The sequence below is a fragment of the Mesorhizobium sp. M2C.T.Ca.TU.002.02.1.1 genome (assembly GCF_003997225.1).
Map to the genome: position 1 here is coordinate 1 of NZ_RZTO01001361.1, position 821 is coordinate 821.

The window sequence follows — 821 nt, forward strand, 5'->3', positions numbered from 1 at the left end:
CCTTCGGGCTGCGGGCACAGCCGGGCGCGCCGACGACGCGCTTGCCGTCCAGCGTCCCCAGCACCAGCAGATTGCCGGGATCGACCGGCATGCCCGCGCGGACGACCGTACCGCCTGCGCGCTCGATCGCGGCCGGCACGACATCGGCGAAGTCGCTCATGGCCGAGGCCCCGAAGATCACCACCATATCGTTGTCACGCGCCAGCTGGGTCGCGGCCGCCGCGACCGGCGCAATCTCGTGCGGCGTGCGCCGCTCGGCCGTCAGCCGGCCGCCGGAACGCGCCAACCGCGCCTCGGTGACGCGCAGCGTCTTGTCGAGCACGCTCGGCTTGACGCCTGGAAGCACCGTCTGAATGACGCCGACGGTGACGGGACGATAGGCGTTGACGGCAAATATCTCACGACCGCCGCAGATCCTCACCACGCTGTCCACCAGGCTGGCGGCGACGGCGAAGGGAATGATCTTCACCGTCGCCACCATCTGGCCCTTCTCGACCGGCGCATGCTGCGCCAGCGTCGCGATGGTGATGGCCGGATCGACGGCATTGATGGCATCGATCATCCCGGCATCGACGGTAAACACGCCGGAGGCACCCGCATGCAGGTTCACCCGCCCGGTCGCGGCCGGCTTGACCTCGATGTTGCGGTGACTCATGGCGGCGGCGATCCTGGCGGCGGCGGCGTCCTCGCCGAGATCGTCCTCGGCGAGCACCGCGGCGACGACCTCGCCGATGCCCGCCGCCTTGAGCGCCGCGATGTCCTCGCTGCTCAGCCGGTGCGCTTTGCGAAACCGTTTGTCGCCGGCGGTGGTCGCATGCGCC

Annotated in this window: 1 protein-coding gene; it reads right to left on the reverse strand. The window is 70.3% G+C overall.

Features of this window, described 5'->3' with window-relative positions; all coding sequences use genetic code 11:
• Positions 1 to 821 (reverse strand): molybdopterin-binding protein (locus tag EOD07_RS36110; RefSeq protein WP_164772938.1); only part of this gene is annotated, 821 nt, incomplete at both ends.